The organism is Chryseobacterium sp. MMS23-Vi53, assembly GCF_047651245.1.
Lineage (GTDB): Bacteria > Bacteroidota > Bacteroidia > Flavobacteriales > Weeksellaceae > Chryseobacterium.
In genome coordinates this window covers 1,970,304-1,992,618 of record NZ_CP180265.1, presented here as the reverse complement: position 1 = coordinate 1,992,618, position 22,315 = coordinate 1,970,304, and the positions used below count along the sequence as shown (strand labels likewise).

The window sequence follows — 22,315 nt, the reverse complement described above, 5'->3', positions numbered from 1 at the left end:
TTTCAAGAATTCTTCTTAGATTTGCAAACCGTTACCAATGATTTTGGAAACAAAATTGCGGAAGTAGCTCAGTTGGTAGAGCGTCAGCCTTCCAAGCTGAATGTCGCGAGTTCGACCCTCGTCTTCCGCTCAACAAAATACTCGGGTAGAGTATTTTTTTTAACTGCTGAAAAGCTCAGAGTAGAATTTTCTCAACAGCTTTCAGTCTAAATATTAAAACGCTTCCATAGCTCAGTTGGCCAGAGCACGTGATTTGTAATCTCGGGGTCGTGGGTTCGAATCCCTCTGGAAGCTCTATTAATATAAAATATCTGGGGAGATTCCAGAGTGGCTAAATGGGACTGACTGTAACTCAGTTGCTTCGGCTTCGTAGGTTCGAATCCTGCTCTCCCCACGTTTTATATTTGAAAAAAAATCTTGCAAGATTCAAGAAAATTTCTTAGTTTTGCAAAGCGTTTACCAATAATTTTGGAAACAAAATTGCGGAAGTAGCTCAGTTGGTAGAGCGTCAGCCTTCCAAGCTGAATGTCGCGAGTTCGACCCTCGTCTTCCGCTCAACAAAAATCACTCTATTATTAGCGTGATTTTTTTGTTTAAGGCCGACTTAGCTCAGCGGTAGAGTGCTTCCTTGGTAAGGAAGAGGTCACGGGTTCAAGTCCCGTAGTTGGCTCGATTCAATCCCGATTTCTTCGGGATATTTTTTTGCCTAAACTTTCCTGGATTTATTTTAAAATTTATTTGGATTAACCTTAATTAAAACCGTTCAGTTTTTATTTATTAAGAAATGTGGGATATTTAGATTTATTTCCTATAATTGGTTAAACGGATAATTTAAAAAAACATTTATTTTTAATTTAATATTTTTGAAAAAACAGAGATAGTGAAAACAGTTTTAAATATTCTTTTAACAGCATTTTTTTTATCTATTATTTCATGTATAAATCAGAAACAGACTTTCAAGGAAAATGAAAATAATGTTTTACTGAAATTAATAAACACAAGACTTCAGGTTGCTCCATTAGTAGCAAAAAGTAAATGGAATACAAAAAAGGCAATATATGACCCTGTACGAGAAAAAATAATTTTGGACAGCATCGAAGTACAATCAAAGAAATTAGGTGTAAATAATATGTTTGCCCATCATTTTTTTCGGGCTCAATTTGAAGCTGGAAAAATCAAGCAACGACAATTACATCATAAATGGCAAACTGAACATCAAGAATTGTTTAGACCGGCTCCGGATTTAGCAATAGAAGTTCGTCCAATTTTAGATAGCTTAAATCCACTTCTATTATTAAGTTTAAAAAAAATAAATTGTAATAATCAATCATTAAAAGTATTTAGGCAAGAGGCTCGAATGATAATTGATAATTCATTCGACGATCGAATTGTAGAAACTGCGATAAAGCCAATTGAAGACTACTGCAAAATGAAATGATCCGTTTTTTTAATAATGTTTTCTGAAACTTAAAATTCAATTAAAACTATTCCCAATAAATCTCTATTCTTTTTAGTCCTAAAAATTTTCTTTACATTCGTATAAAATAAACTTCGATGAATATTCTTTTACTGGAGGACGACCTTATTTTGTCTGCGGAACTTTGCAAGTTTTTAGAATCAAACAATTTTACCTGTGATAAGATCTATGATGGGGAAACATTTCTACGCCAGATTAAAAGCAGTTCTTACGATTTGTACTTATTAGATATCAATGTTCCGAAGATTAACGGACTGGATGTTTGCCAAACCATACGGTCATTCGATAAAAATACACCGATTATCATCATTTCAGCTTACGGAGATCTTTCGGATAAAAAAGATGCCTTTACAAGATTGGCTGATGATTACTTGGTAAAGCCTTTCCAGTTTGAAGAATTGCTGTTGCGTATCAATTCTCTGTTGAGAAGAAAAACACCTTCAGATTCCACGGATCAGGATATCATCCGAATCGATGATTTAATTATCAACAAAACCGAACAAAAAGTTTTCCGCGCAGGAAATGAAATTACTCTTACTTTAAAAGAGTTTCAGTTATTGGTTTATCTGGCGGAAGCACAGGGAAGGACGGTCTCCAAGCAACAGATTACAGAACACGTTTGGGAGCACAATTTCAATACGAATACCAATACTGTGGAAGTTTATATCAACTTTTTAAGGAAAAAAATAGATAAAGATTTCAAAATTAAGCTCATTCACACCCGTTCCGGATTCGGATATTACTTAAGCCCGTTGTAGTATGTCTTTAAAAAGGAAGATCGCACTCAATCTCAGCATTGCCTTTTCATTGCTTTTTGGTATTGTAATGGCGGTTATCTATATGTCTTTCAATGATTTCCGAAGAGAGGAGTTCAAAGAGAGATTCAGACAGAGGTTAGAGTTTACCTCTCATTTCATTGCCAAATCAAAGGATTTTGAAGAGGAGGCGCCCGTTTTTTTTAATGAAAATTCGGATAATATCCTTTTAAACGAAACAATTCTTATTTTCAATGCCGAGAAAGAACTTATCTACAGCACCATAAAAGACAGGAATGTAAGTTGGGATACTTCCTTGTTAAAAGAGCTTGATGATAAGAAAATCGTTTATTCCGAGAAAACAGTTCCTGAAATTTACGCTGCACTTCGAACCATCAATGGCGAAAATTATTATATTCTTACCAGTGCTTATGATACCAATGGAAACTCTAAGCTGGCTTATCTGAAATATCTTTTGATCACGGCTTATGTAATGAGTACGCTGCTTATCGGATTTTTCAGCTATTATTTTATGGGACAGTTTTTAAAGCCCCTCGAAGATCTCAACCAGGAAATTTCTGAAGTTACGGCTCATAAGCTGACTACCCAAATTCCTATCCGAAATTCCAATGATGAGATCGATGTTCTGGCCAAATCTTTCAACACAATGATTGGGCGATTAGATGATGTTTTCCAGTCGCAAAAGGATTTTACTGCGAGTGCATCTCATGAAATTCGAACACCGATTACAAGAATGGCTTTTCAACTGGAGAATTTAATTAAATTTAATGAACATTCTCCCGCAACTTTGTCTTCTTTAAAACAGATTCAAAGAGATGTTTACCAATTGTCGGATCTTACCAATTCGCTTTTGCTATTAACGAAATTCGACAGAGAAAATATCCAGAGCATCTACGAAGAAGTGAGAATCGATGAAGTTATTTTCGAATCTTTTGAAGCAGTGGAAAAAAGTTATCCCAAATTAAAGATGGATTTCCTCATTTCCGAAAACACCTCCGAGAATGCTTTATTAACGATAAAAGGCGTTCAGTCTCTGCTTGATATTGTTTTCATTAATTTGCTTAAAAACGCAGCAGTATATTCAGACGACGCCGAAGTGGATGTTTTAATTACTGAAACGGATGAACATCTCATCGTTGATGTCATTTCCCACGGAGATACGATTCCTCAGGAGGAACAGTCGAAATTGTTTGAAGCTTTCAAAAGGGGCAAAAATTCCCAAAATATCTCGGGCTCCGGTCTCGGACTGCGGATTGTCAAAAGAATTCTGGATTATCACGGAGCCGGAATTCAATATTCTTCTCCGGCGGATTTATTGAACAAATTCAGTGTAATTTTCAATAAATAATTTTATTAGGAGCTTTTTCCCGCTTTCCGTTACAATCTTTTTTTTCAAAAAAGGATTTTTACTGCAATCGGGGCTAGGATGTAGGATTGGCGGTTTCGAGAGCCTCAACCACCATAGAAGTTTTGTGTTTTTTATCGACGTTTTTATTTGTACTCTTAAATGCTTTTAGCATGACAAACTGTATGGAGCTAATAAAAAAAACTCATTTCAATAAAATTTCTAATCATTTTCTCGTTAAACGAACAATTAATTTTCAAATAAAATTCAACACTCAGGGATTAAATATTATCTTTAAATTAAAATATTAACATTTCAAAACCTGCATCAAAAGGGAAATTTAATTTTTTTTTAAGCATTCTTTAAGAGCATTTTAATGCAGTAAAAGCATTTTTGTATCATAAAATCAATAAAATGAACAAATTTGCAGGACTGTTGATTGTCGTTTCCTCCCTTACCGCGGCACAACAGAAAATGTCTCTTTCGGATTGCGAAGAAGCATTCCAGAAGAACAATTTGCAACTGCTTGCCGAACAGTACAACATCAACATGGCTGATGCAGACATTTTGCAGGCCAAAATCTGGGAACTTCCGCAACTGAGCGGACAAATCAATGCGTACAATCCTGAAGACAGAAAAGTTTTCGACATAGGACACGCAAAAGGAGCACAGGTAACGCAGTTAATTTACATGGGAGGGAAAAAGAAAAACGAAATTGCTTTTGCAAAATCGAATAAAGAACTGGCTCAGCTTCAGTTTTCACAACTTCTCGTGGATTTAAGAGCCCAGCTCCGTACGACATATTTTAATCTGTATTACGAAAAATTAAAATTAGAAAATACCGATAAGCAATTGGGGTACATGAACGACCTTCTTGCTGCTTATAAAGTACAGTCTGCAAAAGGAAATGTTTCCCTGAAAGACGAAGTAAGATTGCAAAGCATCGTTATTCAACTGAATAATGATAAAATTGGAATCAATAAAAATATTCTGGAATTCGAACAGAATCTAAAAGTTCTTACCGGAATTGCAGAAGAAATCAATCCACAGCTTTCAGAAACAGAAGCAAAAGAGATTCTGGCTTCACAGCCTTTTGGAGATGAAGCCGAGCTACAGAAAAAAGCATTGGAAAACAATGCCGATTATCAATACAATTTAAAATTGATCGAGAGCAGCAAATTATACGCTCAATGGCAGAAATCTTTAAACGTTCCCGATTTAAATCTTGGGGCGGGATGGGATCAAAACGGCGGAACCTTCAAAAATGAAGTCAATTTAATGGTCGGAATTCCTCTACCGTTGTGGAAATCGAATAAAGGAAATGTGGATAAAGCCAATTTCGCGATTCAGCAAAATCAGAAAAATGCAGATTTCCAGAAATTAAATCTCGAAACAAAAGTTCAGTCGGCTTACAGAACCTGGAAAGTACAATACGATCAGCTTTCGCAGATAAAATCCAATGATCTTAATAATATGGAACTGGTCTATAATGGGATGCTGAACAACTTCAGGAAAGGAAATATCAGCCTTATCGAATTTGCGGATTTCATGGACAGCTACAGAGAAACGGCTCTTCAGATTTACGATATGAAAAACGAAATTATGCAGTCCGCAGAACAATTGAATCAACTAGTACAAACGAAAATCTTCTATTAAAACATGAAAAAATATATAATTACGGTAATGGTGGCTTTGTCCGTTTTATCCTGTTCAAAAAAACAGGAAGAGGCAAAACCGCAGGCAAAAAAAGGCTTCGAACTAAGCAATACCATGCTTCAGTCGATTTCTTTAGCAAAAGTCGAAAAAAAATATATAGAAGACGACTACAATTTCTATGGGAAAATTTCGGCGGATAAAAACAGCTATATCGATGTTTATCCGCTGGTTGGCGGAAATGTTTTAAGTGTAAATGTAGAATTGGGAGATCATGTTACGAAAGGGCAGGTTTTAGCAACAATCCGAAGTACGGAGTTGGCTGAAATTCAGAAAGATGTAAGCGATGCAAAAACAGATATGGTTGTTGCTCAAAACAATCTCCGTGTTGCCAAAGAAATGTATGAAGGAAAACTGAATACCGAAAGAGATGTTTTAGAAGCGAAAAGCCAGTTGCAAAAAGCGCAGGATCAGTTGCAGAGAGCAAGTGCGGTGAGTACGGTTTATAATGTGAAGAAAGGGAATATTTACAGTGTTGTAGCACCGATTAGCGGATATATTGTTCAGAAAAACATCAATAAAGATATGCAATTGAGAAGCGACAGAAGCGAAAATATTTTTGATGTTGCGAATACGACCAATGTTTGGGCAATTATGAACGTGAATGAATCGGATATTGATAAAATCAGTTTGGGAATGAAAGCTCAGGTTTCCACATTGTCTTATCCGGATAAGGTTTTTGATGGAAAAATTGATAAAATCTTTAAAATCATCGATCCGGAAACCAATGCAATGCAGGCCAGAGTGGTTTTAGATAACCAAAATGGGTTATTGATTCCTGAAAGTAAGGCGACAATAAAAGTAACCAGCTCAGAAAACGCCATGGCATTGACGGTTCCTTCAAAAGCAGTAATTTTTGATGATAACAGAAGTTTTGTAGTGATTTTTAAATCCAGAACAGATGTAAAGGTGAAAGAAATAAAGGTTTTAAAGCAAGTTGGTGAAACAACATATATTTCCGAAGGTTTGTCTGAAGGAGAGCAGGTAATTACCAACAATCAGTTGTTAATTTATCGCTCTTTGAATAGTTAAATTTATTTTAACCATTAAGATTTTTAATAATGTACAATTAAGAAGTTAAGTTTAATTAAGTCAATATCTAAAGATATTTTAAAACGAAACACTTAATAATTCTTAACTCCTAAAACATTCTTAATGGTTCAAAATTAATATTTAAATAAATTTTCAGCGCCTTTGCTGAGTGAAACGTCTTAGCGAACAAAAATATGCAGAAAGATGGTCATGAAAAATCTTTGTGAGCTTTGCGTTTAAAAAAATTCAACGACTTTTTTAGGTCATCAAAAAATCTATCATGAATAAATTCATAAAAAATATAATTGCTTTCTCATTAAAAAACAAAGCATTTACCTTTATTTGGGTAGCGATTTTGGCTGTTGCAGGATTTATAAGCTTTAAAAATATGCCTATTGAAGCTTTTCCTGATGTTACCAATACCCAGATCGTCATTATCACCCAATGGAATGGGCGAAGTGCAGAAGAAGTCGAGCGTTTTGTAACGACACCTATCGAATTGGCGATGAGTCCGGTTCAGAAGAAAACCAGCGTGAGAAGTACCACGATGTTTGGACTTTCCATTGTTAAAATTCTTTTTGATGATGGAGTAGACGACACTTTTGCGAGAAATCAGGTTAATAATCAATTAAGAACAGTTAGTCTTCCCGATGAAGTTGACCCCGAAGTTCAGCCGCCTTACGGACCGACAGGAGAGATTTTCCGATATACTTTACAGAGTAAAAAGAAAGATTCCCGTGAGTTATTAACTTTACAAAACTGGGTCATCGACCGTGCGTTGAGAGGGGTCCAGGGAGTTGCGGACATCAACGTTTTCGGAGGTCAGGATAAAGTTTTTGAATTAAGTATCGATCCGAGAGCTTTAGATAAATACAATTTAACACCGCTTCAGGTTTACGATGCCGTTACAAAAAGTAATTTGAACGTCGGCGGTGATGTTATCGAAAAAAACGGACAGGCATATGTTGTTCGGGGAATCGGTTTGGTGAAGTCTATTAATGATATTCAAAACATTACGATTCACAATGATAATGGAAACCCAATTTTGGTTAAAAACGTTGCTGAAGTCCATGAAAGTGAAAGACCAAGAGTAGGACAGGCGGGACTAAATAGTCAGGATGACACCGTTGAAGGAATCGTAGTGATGAGAAAAGGAGAGAATCCTCGTGAAGTTTTGGTAAATGTAAAAGCCAAAATTAAAGAGCTCAACGAAAAAATTCTGCCGAAAGATGTGAAAATGGTCACTTTCTACGACCGCGATAATTTAATGGATTTCACAACCGAAACGGTAATGCACAATTTATTGGAAGGAATCGTTCTGGTAACTGTTATCGTTTTAATTTTCATGGCGGACTGGAGAACGACCTTAATTGTTTCCATCATCATTCCGTTATCCTTATTATTTGCCTTTTTATGTTTGAAAATGGCAGGAATGAGTGCTAATTTACTATCATTGGGAGCTGTCGATTTTGGAATTATTATCGACGGAGCCGTCGTCATGGTTGAGGGGCTCTTTGTAATGCTCGATCATAAAGCGCATAAATACGGTGATGAAAAGTTCAATAAAATGGCGAAAGGTGGCTGGATCAAGCAAACTGGAACTGGATTGGGAAAAGCAATTTTCTTCTCAAAACTGATTATCATTACTTCATTAATTCCAATTTTCTCATTCCAGAAAGTGGAAGGAAAAATGTTTTCACCATTGGCATTTACACTTGGTTTTGCATTAATGGGGGCGTTAATTTTCACCTTAACATTAGTTCCTGTTCTTTCGCATATCCTTTTAAATAAAAACGTAAAAGAGAAAAACAATCCTTTCGTGAATTTTTGGGACAGAATTGTTTTAAAGGGTTTCAATTTTACATTTAAACATAAAAAACTCAGCCTGATTGTTTCTCTGGCTTTCTTGGGAGTCACTTTATTTTCCGGAAAATTCCTGGGAACGGAGTTTTTACCACAATTAAATGAAGGTTCGCTGTGGATCACTGCCGAAATGCCGATGAGTTCATCATTAAAAGAATCATTAAAAACAGCCGATCTTTTAAAGAAAGACATCATGAGCTTCTCAGAAGTGACGGATGTTTTGGCTCAAACAGGGCGAAGCAACGACGGAACCGACCCGAACGGATTTGGATTTGTACAGTTTGCTGTAAATCTACAGCCAAAATCGGAATGGAAACGAAAAATTACCTATGAAGAATTAATTGAAGAAATCGATAAAAAACTACGAAATTATCAAGGAATCACATTCAATTATTCTCAACCGATTTCTGATAACGTTGCTGAAGCTGTTGCCGGATTTAAGGCTGAAAATGGTATTAAAATTTATGGTGATAACCTTCAGACCTTGGATATTCTTGCTGAAAAAGTTTTAAAAGAAGTAAAAGATATCAACGGGGTAAAAGATGCCGGAATCATTAAGAATATTGGTCAGCCAGAAGTAAATGTTGTTTGGGACAGAGATAAAATGGCGGCTTATGGAGTAATGCCCGAAGATGCACAAACTGTTCTGGAAATGGCTTTTGGAGGAAAAACCGCATCGGAAATGTTTGATGGAGAAAAGAAATTCCCGATTCGTCTTCGTTATTCTCAGGAATACAGAAAAAATGAAAATGATATTGCTTCGCTGATGATTCCGACTCAAGACGGATCTCAGATTCCTTTAAAGGAAGTTGGAAATATTGTAAAGGATAATGGTGCAGCCTTTATTTATCGGGATGACATTAAAAGATATATCGGAATTAAATTCTCCATTCGCGACCGAGATTTAGGAAGCACAATCGCCGATGCGCAGAAAGCGGTTGCAAAAATTGATCTTCCGGACGGATATTCTATCGGCTGGACAGGTCAGTTTGAAAACCAGCAGAGAGCTTCAAAACGTTTGACGCAGGTGGTTCCGATCAGTATTTTAGGGATTTTCTTCTTATTATTTATTCTTTTCGGAAACATGAAAGATTCTCTTTTGGTTTTGGCGAATGTGCCATTTGCGTTAATTGGAGGGATTATTGCGCTTCACTTAACGGGCATCAATTTCGGAATTTCCGCCGGAGTAGGGATGATTGCTCTTCTCGGAATCTGTATTCAAAATGGAGTTATTCTTATCACCGAATTCCATCAAAATGTGAAAAATGGATTAAGTTTAGATAATGCTATTTTAAATGGTGTAAAATCCAGAACCCGTCCTGTAATCATGACCGCTTTAATGGCATCGATCGGATTAATGCCTGCTGCACTGTCGACCGGAATTGGCTCGGAGTCTCAAAAACCTTTGGCAATTGTGATTATCGGAGGATTGGTGACTGCGACAGTTCTCACGTTGCTTATCTTCCCGATCATCTTCTGGATCTTCAATAGAACGAAGAAATCACAGCAGATATAGCGATTCTTTCATTTATATTATATTAAACAAGAGGGCGGAAAACAAAGTTTTCCGCCCTCTTCCATTATTGAAATAAAAATATTATGAGGTTAAAATCCTAATCCCACTGCAAAAGCTTTTACCGCATTGGGATAATCTGAAACTGAAGTGGCAGCTCCTGTTGTTGTGTTAATAGTATAAAGTTTAGTTGCTGAACCCACAGAAGCCATTAAATAAGCTTTCTGGCTCATGCTTCCGATGTCGAAACCATTGGCACTGGTAATATTGATTCCTAAAGCACCTGATTCTACCAAAGTTCCGTTATTCGGCGGGTTTTGTTGATATAGTTTATCGGTATTATGATCTATTACAAACAAAGTAGTGGTCGTTGCACCTGCGAAATTATTGGTGTAAGCAGCAGCACCGATCATTGGAGTTCCGGGGTTTAGAGGAAGGTCTGTTGCTGCAATTGTTCCGTCGATAGGATTCAAACGAAGATTTTGTCCTGTATTGCTTACGACACGAATTCTGTCAACAGTTGGATTAAAATCAAACCCAAAATCAGTTCCGGACAATAAAGTGGCAAAAGGAGATGTTCCAACTGCTGTCGCCGCACCTGTTCCTAAATTAATAGTATAAATTCTGCTGGAGCTTCCCAAAGCATATAGCTGTCCGTTTAAAGGTCTGAAATCTATACCTAAAATATTTTCACCGCTCTGCAATCCTGCTACTGTTTTAGAAATTGGCATTGGGTTATTTGGATTAAATATCTGGAGATTATTTGAATTATCTATTGCATACGCTACAGCTTCTGTAGGAATTGCGAGATCAATAATCGCCTGCTGAAGAGATCCGATGTTGGTTGCTTTACCATTATTCAGATCCAATAGATGCAGTTTATCATTTAAGGCTAGTAAGGCTGTGCTGTTATCATGCTTGATATCAAAAGCAGCCTGCCCTGTAAAAGTGGCTCCAATATTTCCTATTTCTACCAAAGTACCATTGTTTGGAGGGTCTTGTTTAAATAATTTTCCGGATGCTGGATCAATATCATACAATACTGTTGTTGAAGCACCTGCTTTGCTGTTGGTATAGGCAACTCCGGTAATGGATGGATTTCCTGTCCCGCTTATATTGGTATCGGTTCCTGCCATAGCTCCTGTTTCAGGATGCAGACGAAGATTTTGTCCTGTATTGCTTACCAAACGTATTCTGTCGACAGTAGGATTAAAATCGATAGATGCTATTGTTCCCGAAATGGAAGGAGAGAATGCTGTTGAACTTACTACTCTTGCAGAAGCATTGGTAGTATTAATGATATACAGCTTACTTGCATTGGATAACGCATACAGTTCTCCCGTGGCAGGTCTGAAATCAATGCTTAATAATTTTTCTCCTGAAACAACTCCCGTCACTGCCGTTTTAGACGTAAACATTTTTGGATTATTCGAGTTGAAATAAACAAGCTCATTCATAGAGGTTAATCCGTAAACCATAAGGTCGGGTCCCTGAGTCATATTGTCCGGCATATTGTAATCATCCGAATCGTCGCAAGAAAAAATTGCTGTAAAGACAAATAATCCCATGCAGATGTGTAATAGTTTTCTCATAATATTAATTTTTATTGGTTGTTTTTATATGTACGAGAAAAAATATAAGCCGGATTTACGAAAGATCTATTTTGCGGTAAAATCTTTTTAAATCCCTATTGTATTCAAAATTAGCAAGATAGTTTGGAATTTTAATAAAAGGTTTACATGGATTTTTTAAATTAAGAAAAATGTGTAAATTTGCAGTCTCAATACTTTGAAATAAGCGGTTTGTATTTCATCGAATTTGAATATTGAAACTTTTTTTAATAAAAAGGTTTTGGTATTTAAAAATTCATTATATTTGCACACCGAAAATTTGAAAAACAATAAATAAATAATTTTAAATCATGGCAAAGGAAACGTTTAATCGTAACAAACCACACTTGAACATTGGTACTATTGGTCACGTTGACCATGGTAAAACTACTCTTACAGCTGCTATTTCTGCTGTATTAGCTAGCAAAGGTCTTGCTGAGAAAAAAGACTTCTCTGCGATTGACTCTGCTCCAGAAGAAAAAGAAAGAGGTATCACTATCAATACTGCTCACATCGAATACGAAACTGAAAAAAGACACTATGCTCACGTTGACTGTCCGGGTCACGCCGACTATGTTAAGAACATGGTAACTGGTGCTGCTCAGATGGATGGAGCTATCGTAGTATGTGCTGCAACTGATGGACCAATGCCTCAAACAAGAGAACACATCCTACTTTGCCGTCAGGTAAACGTACCTAGAATTGTTGTTTTCATGAATAAAGTTGACATGGTAGACGATGCTGAATTATTAGAGCTAGTTGAAATGGAACTTAGAGACTTATTGTCTACTTACGATTTCGACGGAGATAACTCTCCAGTAATCCAAGGTTCTGCATTAGGAGCTCTTACTGCAGCTACTGCAACTCCTGCTAACACAGAAGATCAGTGGTTCAAAACTGTTGAAGCTCTTATGGATGCTGTTGACGAGTGGATCGAAGAGCCAACAAGAGATACAGATAAGCCATTCTTGATGCCAATCGAAGACGTATTCTCTATTACAGGTAGAGGTACTGTAGCAACTGGTAGAATCGAAGCTGGTATTATCAACACTGGTGACCCAGTTGATATCGTAGGTATGGGTGATGAAAAATTAACTTCTACTATTACAGGAGTTGAGATGTTCAGAAAAATCCTAGACAGAGGTGAAGCTGGTGATAACGTAGGTCTATTGTTGAGAGGTATTGAAAAAACTGACATCAAGAGAGGTATGGTAATCGCTAAGAAAGACTCTGTGAAGCCACACAAAAAATTCAAAGCATCTGTATATATCCTTTCTAAAGAAGAAGGTGGACGTCACACTCCATTCCACAACAAGTACCGTCCTCAGTTCTACGTAAGAACTACTGACGTTACAGGTGAGATCTTCTTACCAGAAGGTGTAGAAATGGTAATGCCTGGTGATAACTTAGAGATCACTGTAGAATTGTTACAACCAATCGCTCTTAACGAGGGTCTTAGATTCGCGATCAGAGAAGGTGGTAGAACAGTTGGTTCAGGTCAGGTAACTGAAATCTTAGACTAATCATCTTAAAATAATTAAAGCTTCCGAAAGGAAACTCTCGGAAGCTTTTAATCTACGGGCATCGTCCAATGGTAGGATACCGGTCTCCAAAACCGTTGATCAGGGTTCGAATCCTTGTGCCCGTGCAAATAAAAATTATGAGTTCATTTATCGATTTTTTAAAAGGTTCTTATAACGAATTCAGACATAAAGTTGAATGGCCAAAATGGTCTGATCTGCAATCTTCTACAATTGTAGTTACTATTGCAACAGTAATCTTGGCTCTATTTACTTTTGGGGTTGATGAATTGTTTTCTAAAGCAATCAGCAACATAATAGGAATGCTAATCAACTTGTTCAATTAATAATAAAAGTATTTTCCCACAATGAGCGAATTGAAATGGTATGTGCTGAAAGCAATCAGCGGACAGGAAAATAAAGTGAAAAACTATATTGAGACAGAAATCAAGCGTTTAGGGTTTGAGCAGTACGTTACTCAAGTGGTTATTCCTATGGAAAAGGTAATTCAGGTTAGAAACGGAAAAAAAGTTCCTAAAGAAAGACCTTACTATCCTGGATACCTAATGATTGAAGCTGATCTGATGGGGGAAATTCCTCACATTGTTAAGAATATTCCCGGAGTTATTTCTTTCTTAAGTTTAACAAAAGGTGGTGATCCAGTTCCAATGAGAAAATCTGAAGTAAACAGAATGCTTGGAAGAATGGATGAGTTATCAGAATTCGCTAGTGATGTTGAAATTCCTTACGTAGTTGGAGAAAACGTTAAAGTAATTGACGGACCATTCAATGGATTCAACGGAACAGTTGAGAAAATTCTTGAAGATAAAAAGAAAATTGAAGTATCAGTGCTTATCTTCGGTAGAAAAACTCCAATGGAACTTAGCTATATGCAAGTTGAAAAAGTTTAAAACAGATATTACATCTTACATATAAGACTGCTTGAAAAAGCGGTCTTTTTTATTTTTGTATGCAATCTTAATTACAAATTATGGTTCTGCGTTTAAGCTTAGTATAAATTTAATGATTTTCCTTTTATTGTAGTATTTTTTATAGATTAGAGTTTTTTTCTTTAATTTGAAAAATATTCTATATTAATATTTATCTTATATTTAAGTTTCATTTGAAATTCAAATCTCATTTACTTTAATTTCCCTTTGTATTGATTTATGAAATTAATTTAATTTAACATATTATTTCAGATAACTTTTTGAATAACATTTCTTTATATTTTTTTGTTTAAGTATTTACTATTTCTATTTTTGCTTAATTAATAATTCAAACAGGGATGAATAAAAAATTATTATTTTTAAGCTTTTTCGGTTTATTATCTTTATTTTTTGCACAAGTAGGGATAAATACTCCAAATCCACAAGGTATATTTCATATTGATGGAGGAAAGGACAATCCGAAGACTGGTATTCCTTCGGCAGTACAGCAATCTAATGATTTTACTTTAATTGCAAATTCAGGAGTTGGACAAGGTGCAATTTCTGTCGGAATTGGAACAACAAGTCCAACAGAGCGTTTGGATATTGCAAATGGAAACTTAAGAGTGAGAGATATCAATAATAATGTAGGGCTTGGTAATGATAAATTATTGGTTGCTGACAGTAATGGCGTGATAAAAATTGCTGGAGGTGATGCTTTTTCTGTGACAGATTCGGGGAACAGAGTTTTGTATGCTACAAGCGGAATTCCATTATCAGCAGACTCCGATTGGAATGATAATGAATTTACAACATTAAAATTGAATCAACAATATGATGCATTAAATGCTTATAATCCGAATACAGGAGAATTTATAGTTCCAAAAGACGGACTTTATTTCATGTACGGAGTTTGCGGATTCATTACACCTGCAGAAGGATCAGGAGTTTTTGATGGTACCTCAGGAGATGCATTTACAGCTTTGGTTGTAGATGGAAGTCGGGTATCAACGGCTCATAATGTAATTTACAGAGGAACTAAGAACCCGGGAATGGCAGCAAGCTTATTTTTCCTGGTAACAAATGCCACTCTTTGGCTTAAAGCAGGACAGAAAGTGACATTACAGTTCCTTACTTATGGTACAGATAATATGGTGGATTCTCTTTCTGATTTGAAGATTGATAAGTCGTCATCTAGATTTATTATCAATAAAATATTATAAACAGTTTTTTTTGAATATGTGTGTGATCCTTTCCTGCCTGTTTTGGGTAGGGAAGGTTTTTTAATTTAAGAATGAAAATTTTTGTAAAACTTTTTAAAAATCAACAGTTTCCATTTGCTAATTCAAAAATATTTCATAATTTTGCAGTCCGAAAAGTAGGATTATCTAAGGTGAGATATGGATAACCTGCTGAATAATAAATGCTTCCAAACTCATTAATTATTCAAATTTAAAAAACAAACAATGGCTAAAAAAGTCTTTAAAATGGTAAAGCTTCAGGTGAAAGGTGGCGCAGCTAACCCTTCTCCACCAGTAGGTCCAGCTTTGGGTTCTGCAGGTGTGAACATCATGGAGTTTTGTAAGCAATTTAACGGAAGAACTCAAGATAAGCCAGGACAAGTTTTACCTGTAGTAATTACAGTATACGAAGACAAATCTTTTGAATTCGTAATTAAAACTCCTCCTGCAGCAATCCAGTTGATGGATGCGGCTAAGATCAAGGGTGGTTCTGGTGAACCGAACAGAAATAAGGTAGGTGCTGTAACTTGGGCTCAGGTTCAGAAGATCGCTGAAGACAAAATGGCAGACCTTAACTGCTTTACAATGGATTCTGCTGTTTCTATGGTTGCAGGTACTGCAAGATCTATGGGATTAAGAGTAACAGGAACTAAACCAACTTTTAACGCTTAATACTTAAAGAAGAAATGGCAAAATTAACAAAAAAGCAAAAGGAAGCTTTAAGCAAAGTAGAAAAAGGAAGAATCTATAACCTTGAAGAAGGTTCAGCTCTTGTAAAAGAAGTAAACACTGCAAAGTTTGATGCTTCTGTAGACATCGCTGTAAGATTAGGAGTAGATCCAAGAAAAGCAAACCAAATGGTAAGAGGTGTTGTATCTCTTCCTCACGGAACTGGTAAAGATGTTAAAGTTTTGGCTTTAGTAACTCCAGATAAAGAAGCAGAAGCTAAAGAAGCTGGTGCTGACTATGTAGGTCTTGATGAATATTTACAAAAAATCAAAGACGGTTGGACAGATGTAGACGTTATCGTTACTATGCCGGCTGTTATGGGTAAATTAGGACCATTAGGTAGAGTATTAGGACCAAGAGGTCTTATGCCAAACCCTAAATCAGGTACTGTAACAATGGAAATTGGTAAAGCAGTAACTGAAGTAAAAGCTGGTAAAATTGACTTTAAAGTAGACAAATACGGTATTATCCACGCTGGTATTGGTAAAGTATCTTTCGATGCTGCTAAAATCAAGGAGAATGCTCAGGAATTGATCTCTACTTTGATCAAAATGAAGCCAACTGCTGCTAAAGGAACTTATGTGAAGTCTATCTATTTGTCTTCTACAATGAGTCCTGGTATTGCAATCGATACTAAATCTGTTAACTAATACTAAATCCTTAAGACAATGACAAAAGACCAAAAAGTTGTAGCGATACAAGAGATCAAAGATTTGCTTCAGGATGCTAAGGTAGTATATGTTGCAGATCTAGAAGGATTGAATGCTGGTAAAGCATCAGACTTCAGAAGACAAGCTTTCAAGCAAAACATCAAAGTAAAGGTTGTAAAAAATACACTTTTACAGAAAGCAATGGAGCAAATCGAAGGAGTAGATTACTCTGAAATGTTCCAGTCTTTCAAAGGAAACTCTGCGATTATGATTTCTGAGACTGCAAATGCTCCAGCGAAATTAATCAAAGATTTCAGAAAGAAAGACGAGAAGCCGGCATTGAAGTCTGCTTTCGTTCAGGAAACTTTCTATATTGGTGATAACAACCTTGATACTTTAGTAAGCATCAAGTCTAGAGAAGAAATGATCGGTGAAATCATCGGATTACTTCAGTCTCCAATCCAAAGAGTTGTTTCTGCTCTTCAAAACAAATCTGAAGCTGTAGAAGCTACAACTGAAGAAGTTGCTGCTCCTGCTGTAGAAGAAACTCCTGCTGCTGAGGAAGCTCCTGAAGCTCCAGCTGCAGAAAGCACTGACGAAACGCCAGCTGCTGAATAATTACACTCAAAAAATAATAAATAATCAACAAAAACATTACAACAATGTCAGATTTAAAAAATTTAGCTGAAACGCTAGTAAACTTAACAGTAAAAGACGTAAACGAATTAGCAACTATCCTTAAGGATGAGTATGGAATTGAGCCAGCTGCTGCTGCTGTAGTAGTTGCTGCAGGTGGTGCAGGTGAAGCTGCTGAAGAAAAGACTGAATTCGACGTAATTCTTAAGTCTGCAGGTGCTTCTAAATTAGCTATCGTTAAATTAGTAAAAGATTTAACTGGTGCTGGTCTTAAAGAAGCTAAAGATATCGTAGACGGTGCTCCTGCTCCAATCAAGCAAGGTGTATCTAAGGACGAAGCTGAAGCTCTTAAGAAGCAATTAGAAGAAGCTGGTGCTGAAGTAGAATTGAAATAATTCTAGTTTACCTAAAAATACTAGGCCTGAGCAATTTGCTCGGGCTTTTTTTATTTTATACTTTTTTGAAATGAGTGTAGAATGTTTAAATGTATTTCAATATTGTTGATGTCTAAATATAAGTAAATAATTATTTTTAATAATTTCGTATTTTAAATATTATTTTAAGAATAATAAATTATGTTTTTACATATTCGCTTAATTATTTAATAATAAAATTAAAAATTAGTTAAAAATTTACTATATTTGTACTGAAAAAAGACACACACTTTGGATACAAATTATTTTCTATTACCAAGTTATGCTTTGGCGTGGCTTTGTATTTTGCTTGTCATGAGTTTGATTGCTTTCATAATTTATCATAGACTTTCTGTCATAAGGCAATTTAGATTTTCTTTCATTAGATAAATCCTTTTTTTATACTGAACTTTATTTGGCTTAAAATAATTCAATTTTAGCTGAATTCCTATAAATTTCATTTTAATCTAAAATGGAACGGCTATCCTTCTGTCTTTTTCAAAAAAACACATAAAAAAACAACAAATATTACTAAAAATGAGGAACAAATTATTCGGAATTGCAGCTTTGGCTTTTGTCGGTTTCCAGGCAAACGCACAAGTTGGAATCAATACAAATCAGGGACAGGCTACATTGGATGTGGTAGGATTTCCTTCTAATACAGCCAAACTCGACGGAATTATTGCGCCAAGATTAACCGGGAATCAATTAAGAGCAAAAAACTATACAACAGCTCAAATTGGAGCATTGGTATATGTGACTGCGGCAGATCCTGCTCCGGCTGGTCAGACGGTGAATGTAACAAATTCAGGATATTATTATTTTGACGGATCGATTTGGGTTTCTTCGGGTGTAGATCAATCTACAGATTGGAAAACGAATGGAAATTCAGGAAGTACAGGAACAACGGTTACGAGTACAGCTTTAGGATCAACAATTTCATCAGGAAATTTTTTAGGAACGACAGATAATCAAAATTTAGTGATAGGAACTAATAATTCTGTGAAAGCCATTCTTGATGTCAGTGGAAATTTAAGAGGCGGTAATTCAAACACTTCTGCGCCATATGCTTCAATAACTTGGGGTTCAAATAATATTTTATCAAATAATACTTCATCCAATATAGCTTTAGGAAAAGATAATACAGTTGCGGCACAGGCTGCCAATTTTCCAGGAGCGGCAGTTGGTTCGGGAAATAGTGCTTTGAGCGGTGCGAAAGTTATTGGTAACACAAACTTCGCAACGGGTGCAAATACTTTTGTTTTGGGAAATAATAACGGAACATCAAGTGCAAATGTAAGCGGAATAAATGTAGGAAACTCAAATGTGAATTCTGGCGGATTTGCTTTCGGAACGGGAAATAATGTTTCTACCAATAATTATGCTTTTGGAAATGCCAATACAGCAAGTGGAGCAGCAGGTGCTGTTGCCTTTGGATTTAGTGCTAATGCAACAATTGCCAATCAGACAGTGTATGCCAACACAGCTCATGCTTTTTCAGGACAAGGTGCGATTGGAACTGCGATTACTGATGTTGGAATTAATATGACGCCAAGTTCTACCAACATTCCTGATTTGGAAGTAAGCAAAGGAATTTTAATAAAACCAGCCACTGCAAATCCACCAGCTTCTACAGATTGTAATGCAGCTAATGAAGGAACAATTGTTTATGGAAAAAGTGGAACAACAGGGAATTTCTACGGCTGTAAAATTTCGGCAGGAGTTTACGCATGGCAACAATTCTAAAAAACAACACAAACTTTAACATAAAACAAACTAAAATGACTAAAAAATTATTCGGAAAGATGACAACATTGCTGATGCTTTTCGCAATGTCTGTGATGGCTTTCGGACAAGGTTACACACCAATTCGAGGGATGGGTGTAGAAGCAAAACCTGTTAACGGAAGCGGAATTTGTCTGGCGTGCTACAACGGAAGCATGAATCCTGTTATCGATGCAAATCTTGATAACAGCGTAAGTATGGGAAGTTTTGCAACTTTAGTAAGTGGAAACGGAATCTCTGTAAAAAACACAAATACGATATATCCTGCCGGCTTTATTACCGGTTTTAATGTTGATTTGGGAACAAGCGTGATTACGGCAAGTTTTTTAAGCAATTTAAGAATCAGTACGTACAAAGGCGGCGTTCTTCAGGAGACTTCAAATAGCTCGACTTTACTTTCTGTTCCTGCTTTTGGTGGGACGAAGACAAGGATTTTCTTACATTTTAAAACTACAAAAGCTTTTGATGAAGTAAGATTGTATCAGGTAAATGTACTTTCTGTTTTCAGTGCATTGAATATTTATTACGCGTTTGCCTTTGATCCAAATAAGGTTCCTGTAGAAAACAACGGAATTTGTGACGATATCATTGCTGGAAACGGAGTAGATGGAAATGTTTCGGGAAGCAGTAATTTCTTAGCACCACTTTCTTATGTGAATGACAGAGAAAAAATAGGTGACGGAGACAAGAATTCTTACGGATCTATCGTTCTGCCGGTCGGATTATTGGGATCTTATTCTGTCGGAGTTTTAGACAAAAATCAGGTGTATCCTTCAGGAAATAAAGCCGGATTTGTTATTGAACCTGATGATCAGGGCAAATTATTAAGTGCCGAGTTTTTAAAAAATATAACCATTGAAACTTATTTATTCGGGCAACTACAGGATTCTAAAAACCTATCTGATGGAGGAGGACTGATTAATATTAAAGTATTAAGATTCGGTTCCAACAAACAAAAAATTTCCCTTACCACGACAAAACCTTTTAATGAAGTTAGATTAAAAATAACGCAGACTGTAGGTGTTAACTTCGGTGCATTGAAGGTTTTTTATGCATTTGAAGAACCTCAGAGTTGTGACTGCAACGAATATATTCAAACTACGGGAACAACAAGATTGGGAGATATTGTTCCGGGAGCTTCATGGACGGGAACTTCAGGTACAATTTTCGGATTAACGAATATTACGAATACGGGAAATGTTGTTGATACTAACATATCAAACTTTTCTACGGTAAATTTTTCGCCTATTAATTTATTACTTCCAACTGCAAGATTAACGGTGAAAAGCAATACCGGAGATTACCCAGCTGGAACTTTCGGAGGCTTTACGTTGACGAAAAGTGCGAATTTATTTTCCATTAATGCTTTAGATTATATAACTATTACTTTTTATAAAGGCACAACGGCTACAGAAAGTCGAACTGCGGGCGGATTATTCAGCGGGCAGTTCTTTACCTCGGCAACCAATCAGTTTTATGTAGGTTTTACAGCTACAAAACCGTTTGACAGAATGAAAATTGAAATTAATCCAGGAATTGGAATCACCCTAGCTCAGCAGTATTATATTTATAATGCTTTTGTGCAGTTGGATGATGATCAGGACGGAGTTCCGAATTGTAACGATAAATGCCCTAATGGAAATGATAGTATTGATAATAATGGAAATGGTATTCCGGATTGTGCTGAAGGTTGTTCTGCAGTAAACGACAAATCACCAATTTTAGACAGCGACGGCGACGGAATCCCGGATGCTTGTGACGGAGACTCTGATAACGACGGAATTCCAGATGTGTTGGAAGATCTCAACGGAAACGGAAAATTTGAAGATGATGATGTAGACGGAGATAAATTAATTGTTGCTGAATTAGGCGACGGAATTTCAAGTTATCTTGATTTGGATTCTGATAACGATGGAATTTTAGATTTATTTGAATCAGGAATTCCAACTTCAATCATTGACCAGATCGATGTCGATCATAATGGAGTAATTGATGCTAATGTTCCGACCGGAAATAACGGAATTGCAGATGTTTTAGAAACTTCACCAGATTCCGGAATTATGAAATATCAGTTGAAAAATATAGATGGAGACGACAAACCGGATTTTATTGATTTAAAATCTAATAATATTGATTTCGATCTTTATGCCATCGGAAAAGACAATCTTGATACTTTGGGTGGTGGATTTATTTCAACAATAAATGATGCCGATGCCGACGGAATTCAAGCAGTTGTAGATACAGATCTTGTGAAAAAAGGTTCTCCAAATTCACCACTTTCTCCGTACGCTTCTTTTGCTAAAAATGCAGGATTAATGGCAAAATCGATTTCGGAATCGGATGTGAAAAATGTGATTAATGATGTTAAAATATATCCAAATCCTGTAAAAACTGGTGAAAATTTAAACATAAAAACAGAAGAGGAGGGAACTTTCACGATGTTCTCGGCTCAAGGACAATTAATCAAATCGGGCAAATTCTCAGGAAATGCTGAAGTAAATACCGCTTCTTTGCCTACAGGTGTGTATATTATTAAGGTAGAAACGAAAACAACTGTAAAATCATATAAGGTTATCGTGAAATAGTTTTCAAAAGCAAAGTTCTACTGTTTAGCCATCCGAAAGGGTGGCTTTTTTGTTTTAATTATTTTTAAGCGAAAATTAAACTGGCAATTGATGTACCAAGTAAAATTCTGATCTCAAAACAATAAAAGGTTAATAGAAAATAAAAAACGTAATTACTTCAAAATGAAATAATTTATTTGTGAATATCAGAAAAATATTGTAAATTTGCAGTCTCTTTTGGCGCGAATAATTGTTTGTAAATCTATAAAATATTGAATATCATCTCTTTCATTAAAATGAAAGGGTTTTCGTGTATATAGATATTGCGGCGATTTCTGCCTCAAAAGTAATAAAAATATTTTGCATTACGCTGTGAAAAGATATACCAGCGTTGCAGTTAGAAGTCGGATAAAGACTTAAAAGATTGATAATAAAGATTAAAGACTTGATCATTGCGCCAAAATTTTCTTACTTTTTTCTTTCTGTTAGTCGATTTTTCTTTACTTCTTCTGATATTTT

Annotated in this window: 17 protein-coding genes and 6 tRNA genes; 22 read left to right on the top strand and 1 reads right to left on the bottom strand. The window is 35.9% G+C overall.

Annotation, left to right across the window (positions count from 1 at the left end; translation table 11 throughout):
• Positions 1 to 57: 57 nt before the first annotated feature.
• From ACKX2A_RS08770 to ACKX2A_RS08720, 11 genes are all read left to right on the top strand, one after another.
• Positions 58 to 130, top strand: a tRNA-Gly gene (locus tag ACKX2A_RS08770).
• Positions 131 to 220: 90 nt separating this feature from the next.
• Positions 221 to 294: transfer RNA gene (locus ACKX2A_RS08765), tRNA-Thr, on the top strand.
• A 19-nt stretch (positions 295 to 313) separates the two neighbouring features.
• Positions 314 to 394, top strand: a tRNA-Tyr gene (locus ACKX2A_RS08760).
• 88 nt (positions 395 to 482) lie between these two features.
• Positions 483 to 555, top strand: a tRNA-Gly gene (locus ACKX2A_RS08755).
• Between the two features lie 43 nt (positions 556 to 598).
• A tRNA-Thr gene (locus ACKX2A_RS08750) sits at positions 599 to 670 on the top strand.
• Between the two features lie 210 nt (positions 671 to 880).
• Positions 881 to 1,438, top strand: a complete 558-nt coding sequence (locus tag ACKX2A_RS08745) for a chorismate mutase (protein WP_415328983.1) — start codon at positions 881 to 883, stop codon at positions 1,436 to 1,438.
• Positions 1,439 to 1,554: 116 nt separating this feature from the next.
• The gene (locus ACKX2A_RS08740) at positions 1,555 to 2,235 is read left to right on the top strand and encodes a response regulator transcription factor (protein WP_415328982.1); all 681 of its coding nucleotides are present in this window, start codon (positions 1,555 to 1,557) and stop codon (positions 2,233 to 2,235) included.
• Position 2,236: 1 nt separating this feature from the next.
• Positions 2,237 to 3,601 carry an ATP-binding protein gene (locus tag ACKX2A_RS08735; protein ID WP_415328981.1) on the top strand — a complete coding sequence of 455 codons (1,365 nt, stop codon included), beginning with the start codon at positions 2,237 to 2,239 and terminating at the stop codon, positions 3,599 to 3,601.
• A 411-nt stretch (positions 3,602 to 4,012) separates the two neighbouring features.
• The gene (locus ACKX2A_RS08730) at positions 4,013 to 5,254 is read left to right on the top strand and encodes a TolC family protein (protein ID WP_415328980.1); all 1,242 of its coding nucleotides are present in this window, start codon (positions 4,013 to 4,015) and stop codon (positions 5,252 to 5,254) included.
• 3 nt (positions 5,255 to 5,257) lie between these two features.
• Positions 5,258 to 6,343, top strand: a complete 1,086-nt coding sequence (locus ACKX2A_RS08725) for an efflux RND transporter periplasmic adaptor subunit (protein ID WP_415328979.1) — start codon at positions 5,258 to 5,260, stop codon at positions 6,341 to 6,343.
• Positions 6,344 to 6,623: 280 nt separating this feature from the next.
• Positions 6,624 to 9,722 carry an efflux RND transporter permease subunit gene (locus tag ACKX2A_RS08720; protein WP_415328978.1) on the top strand — a complete coding sequence of 1,033 codons (3,099 nt, stop codon included), beginning with the start codon at positions 6,624 to 6,626 and terminating at the stop codon, positions 9,720 to 9,722.
• 89 nt (positions 9,723 to 9,811) lie between these two features.
• Here the strand turns inward: ACKX2A_RS08720 and ACKX2A_RS08715 are convergent, their stop codons facing one another.
• Positions 9,812 to 11,311 (bottom strand): DUF4394 domain-containing protein, encoded by a 1,500-nt coding sequence (locus ACKX2A_RS08715; protein WP_415328977.1) that lies wholly within the window; start codon positions 11,309 to 11,311, stop codon positions 9,812 to 9,814.
• Between the two features lie 329 nt (positions 11,312 to 11,640).
• Between ACKX2A_RS08715 and tuf the strand changes: the two genes are divergently transcribed.
• The 11 genes from tuf to ACKX2A_RS08660 all read left to right on the top strand — a co-directional run bounded on the left by tuf (position 11,641) and on the right by ACKX2A_RS08660 (position 21,817).
• Positions 11,641 to 12,852: an elongation factor Tu gene (tuf, locus tag ACKX2A_RS08710; RefSeq protein ID WP_415328976.1), complete on the top strand. Its 1,212-nt coding sequence runs from the start codon at positions 11,641 to 11,643 to the stop codon at positions 12,850 to 12,852.
• Between the two features lie 54 nt (positions 12,853 to 12,906).
• Positions 12,907 to 12,977 (top strand) — tRNA-Trp (locus ACKX2A_RS08705).
• Positions 12,978 to 12,989: 12 nt separating this feature from the next.
• Positions 12,990 to 13,196, top strand: coding sequence for a preprotein translocase subunit SecE (gene secE / locus ACKX2A_RS08700; protein ID WP_029295580.1), 207 nt, complete (start codon positions 12,990 to 12,992; stop codon positions 13,194 to 13,196).
• A gap of 21 nt (positions 13,197 to 13,217) precedes the next feature.
• Positions 13,218 to 13,760 (top strand): transcription termination/antitermination protein NusG, encoded by a 543-nt coding sequence (gene nusG, locus ACKX2A_RS08695; protein WP_415328975.1) that lies wholly within the window; start codon positions 13,218 to 13,220, stop codon positions 13,758 to 13,760.
• A gap of 377 nt (positions 13,761 to 14,137) precedes the next feature.
• A complete protein-coding gene (locus tag ACKX2A_RS08690) occupies positions 14,138 to 15,001 on the top strand; it encodes a hypothetical protein (RefSeq protein WP_415328974.1) in 864 nt (287 codons plus the stop codon).
• Positions 15,002 to 15,244: 243 nt separating this feature from the next.
• Positions 15,245 to 15,691, top strand: coding sequence for a 50S ribosomal protein L11 (gene rplK, locus ACKX2A_RS08685; RefSeq protein ID WP_076390708.1), 447 nt, complete (start codon positions 15,245 to 15,247; stop codon positions 15,689 to 15,691).
• A 14-nt stretch (positions 15,692 to 15,705) separates the two neighbouring features.
• The gene (gene rplA / locus ACKX2A_RS08680; protein WP_027380917.1) at positions 15,706 to 16,398 is read left to right on the top strand and encodes a 50S ribosomal protein L1; all 693 of its coding nucleotides are present in this window, start codon (positions 15,706 to 15,708) and stop codon (positions 16,396 to 16,398) included.
• 18 nt (positions 16,399 to 16,416) lie between these two features.
• On the top strand, positions 16,417 to 17,016 hold the full coding sequence (rplJ, locus tag ACKX2A_RS08675; RefSeq protein ID WP_415328973.1) for a 50S ribosomal protein L10: 600 nt from the start codon (positions 16,417 to 16,419) through the stop codon (positions 17,014 to 17,016).
• A gap of 44 nt (positions 17,017 to 17,060) precedes the next feature.
• Entirely contained in the window at positions 17,061 to 17,429 is a 369-nt protein-coding gene (rplL, locus tag ACKX2A_RS08670; protein WP_027375534.1) for a 50S ribosomal protein L7/L12, read from the top strand.
• A 555-nt stretch (positions 17,430 to 17,984) separates the two neighbouring features.
• Positions 17,985 to 19,193, top strand: a complete 1,209-nt coding sequence (locus ACKX2A_RS08665) for a hypothetical protein (protein ID WP_415328972.1) — start codon at positions 17,985 to 17,987, stop codon at positions 19,191 to 19,193.
• A 35-nt stretch (positions 19,194 to 19,228) separates the two neighbouring features.
• Positions 19,229 to 21,817 carry a T9SS type A sorting domain-containing protein gene (locus ACKX2A_RS08660; protein ID WP_415328971.1) on the top strand — a complete coding sequence of 863 codons (2,589 nt, stop codon included), beginning with the start codon at positions 19,229 to 19,231 and terminating at the stop codon, positions 21,815 to 21,817.
• Positions 21,818 to 22,315: the final 498 nt, after the last annotated feature.

Excerpts from the sequence above, each read along its gene's own strand:
- ACKX2A_RS08740 (WP_415328982.1), top strand. The coding sequence starts at position 1,555 with ATGAATATTCTTTTACTGGAGGACGACCTTATTTTGTCTGCGGAACTT.
- ACKX2A_RS08735 (WP_415328981.1), top strand. The coding sequence starts at position 2,237 with ATGTCTTTAAAAAGGAAGATCGCACTCAATCTCAGCATTGCCTTTTCA.
- ACKX2A_RS08730 (WP_415328980.1), top strand. The coding sequence starts at position 4,013 with ATGAACAAATTTGCAGGACTGTTGATTGTCGTTTCCTCCCTTACCGCG.
- ACKX2A_RS08725 (WP_415328979.1), top strand. The coding sequence starts at position 5,258 with ATGAAAAAATATATAATTACGGTAATGGTGGCTTTGTCCGTTTTATCC.
- ACKX2A_RS08720 (WP_415328978.1), top strand. The coding sequence starts at position 6,624 with ATGAATAAATTCATAAAAAATATAATTGCTTTCTCATTAAAAAACAAA.
- ACKX2A_RS08715 (WP_415328977.1), bottom strand. The coding sequence starts at position 11,311 with ATGAGAAAACTATTACACATCTGCATGGGATTATTTGTCTTTACAGCA.
- tuf (WP_415328976.1), top strand. The coding sequence starts at position 11,641 with ATGGCAAAGGAAACGTTTAATCGTAACAAACCACACTTGAACATTGGT.
- secE (WP_029295580.1), top strand. The coding sequence starts at position 12,990 with ATGAGTTCATTTATCGATTTTTTAAAAGGTTCTTATAACGAATTCAGA.
- nusG (WP_415328975.1), top strand. The coding sequence starts at position 13,218 with ATGAGCGAATTGAAATGGTATGTGCTGAAAGCAATCAGCGGACAGGAA.
- ACKX2A_RS08690 (WP_415328974.1), top strand. The coding sequence starts at position 14,138 with ATGAATAAAAAATTATTATTTTTAAGCTTTTTCGGTTTATTATCTTTA.
- rplK (WP_076390708.1), top strand. The coding sequence starts at position 15,245 with ATGGCTAAAAAAGTCTTTAAAATGGTAAAGCTTCAGGTGAAAGGTGGC.
- rplA (WP_027380917.1), top strand. The coding sequence starts at position 15,706 with ATGGCAAAATTAACAAAAAAGCAAAAGGAAGCTTTAAGCAAAGTAGAA.
- rplJ (WP_415328973.1), top strand. The coding sequence starts at position 16,417 with ATGACAAAAGACCAAAAAGTTGTAGCGATACAAGAGATCAAAGATTTG.
- rplL (WP_027375534.1), top strand. The coding sequence starts at position 17,061 with ATGTCAGATTTAAAAAATTTAGCTGAAACGCTAGTAAACTTAACAGTA.
- ACKX2A_RS08665 (WP_415328972.1), top strand. The coding sequence starts at position 17,985 with ATGAGGAACAAATTATTCGGAATTGCAGCTTTGGCTTTTGTCGGTTTC.
- ACKX2A_RS08660 (WP_415328971.1), top strand. The coding sequence starts at position 19,229 with ATGACTAAAAAATTATTCGGAAAGATGACAACATTGCTGATGCTTTTC.